The organism is Dolichospermum sp. LEGE 00246 (genome assembly GCF_015207865.1).
In the GTDB taxonomy this organism is placed as follows: domain Bacteria; phylum Cyanobacteriota; class Cyanobacteriia; order Cyanobacteriales; family Nostocaceae; genus Dolichospermum; species Dolichospermum heterosporum.
This window is the reverse complement of sequence record NZ_JADEWA010000706.1, coordinates 1-1,689: the sequence shown is the minus strand read 5'-3', so window position 1 is coordinate 1,689 and position 1,689 is coordinate 1. Positions and strand designations below refer to the sequence as shown.

The 1,689-nt window shown below is 38.5% G+C and carries 2 protein-coding genes and 1 pseudogene; 2 read left to right on the top strand and 1 reads right to left on the bottom strand.

The genetic code is table 11. The features are described from left to right. A partial coding sequence (locus IQ228_RS25785; RefSeq protein ID WP_193964973.1) for a helix-turn-helix domain-containing protein occupies positions 1-275 on the bottom strand: 275 nt, incomplete at its 3' end. A gap of 79 nt (positions 276-354) precedes the next feature. Between IQ228_RS25785 and tnpA the strand changes: the two are divergent. Continuing rightward, a pseudogene (gene tnpA, locus IQ228_RS25780) lies at positions 355-760 on the top strand (IS200/IS605 family transposase). 705 nt (positions 761-1,465) lie between these two features. Then, positions 1,466-1,689: helix-turn-helix domain-containing protein (locus IQ228_RS27000; RefSeq protein WP_228044089.1), on the top strand; the 224-nt coding region annotated here is incomplete at its 3' end.

Sequence of the window (1,689 nt, the reverse complement as noted above, 5' to 3'; positions counted from 1 at the left end):
CGTCGAGGGTTTTTGAGTTTGCCATCCTTGTCAGTTTTAGCATCTTTCCACGGCTCTCCACTTGCTCCATTTTTACTGACAAAACAAGTTAATGGACAAGCTTCTGCTTTAGTCCTAATATCACAATAGTCACCTTGGATAAATTGCTGGTTGTATTGAGCTATTCTGTCAGCCAAGCTCCAATTGTAAGTAGACCGGAGCATATCTAGCCAGTTATGCATTTTATCGGACTGACTAATATTAGGACGGAGCTTATATACATAATTTGTTAGCAAATATAAATCCCTCCCGTTGTTGTTTCTTTTTTTGATTAAACAATAGCTATATACAAATAGCAAGTAAATATTTTAGGTTATGGCTAAGTTTTCTCCAGACGAGTACAGGCACGAAAGCAACGCAGTCTCACTGCTGAATTATCACTTTGTCTTTATTCCTAAACGTCGGAAAAAAGTGCTGGTAGGTTCTATTGCACCAGAGGTTACAGCAAATTATTTGCGAGTTGGTTATAGAAAATAGGTGGAAAATTATTGCTATGGAGATTATGCCGGATCATGTCCATTTGTTTTTAAATGTGAAACCAACCGATGATCCATCTAGTATTATGAGGAAAATCAAGGGGAGAGCTTCTCATCATCTCAGGAAAGAATTTCCCGAACTTTTAAAAATACCTACCTTATGGACACCAAGTTATTTTGTGAGTACCGCTGGGAATATTTGCACAGAAACGGTTAAGAAATATATTGAACAGCAGCGCGATTAACGTCAATGCAGGATAAAGGAAAGCAACTAGCCTTCATCCCTTGTCTAAAGCACAGATGTAGCTTCCTAAGTCAGCTACATCTTCAAGGGTTTTCGGCATTTCCCTTATAAATTTTGTGGATGGCTTTTAAGTTAGATGTTAATTGCCTGCCAGATATTCTCTAATGAATAGGTTTATTTTGCAATACCTTGTCCAACTTGGAAAAAGCCTTGATTTGTATGTTGGGTTGTTCGCGTGAGCGTTGCGGAGCAATAGCATGAAACCCAACAAATACCTTGGTTTGCGCGATCGCTTAACCCAACAAAGCAGAAAATGGACAAGGTATTTTTTTGGGGAATTTTTATCAAATCTTCAAGAAAAGAATACAATTTTTTAATTGAAATTTCTCAATATTTCAGTGGTCATCAAAAAACTAGATAATTTACTGCATTCCATTGGTGTCAACTTAAGCTCAAATCCTACCACATCTCGTTCCTAGTCTCTGACTAGGAATGCAGTTAATGAGGCTCTGCCTCTAATATTATGGAAGGCAGAGCCTTCTAGAATTTATTCCCAGTCAGAGCAGGGGAATGAGATGACTTGAGTTCTTTGCGGGATAGAGGTTTTACGTTAAGTTGACACCAATGACTGCATTCCAACCCTGTGGCAAAATTTAGCTTAACCGACAGAAGCCCCAAGACTGACCCAAAGGGCAGCGTAGGATGAATGGCGCGTGAATTAACGACAGTTTTTCGACCAAAGCGACAGCAAGGGAGAAAAACATGGAAGCAATTCACAAATCTTGTGTTATGGTGTTTTATAGTAAATTTCTTTCGCTCTAATATGTTAAAAGTTGTCAAAATCAGATTATATCCAGATGCCCAGCAGCAGCAGTCATTAGCACAAGCTTTTGGCAGTTGTCGTTGGTTATGGAACTATTTTTTGAATTT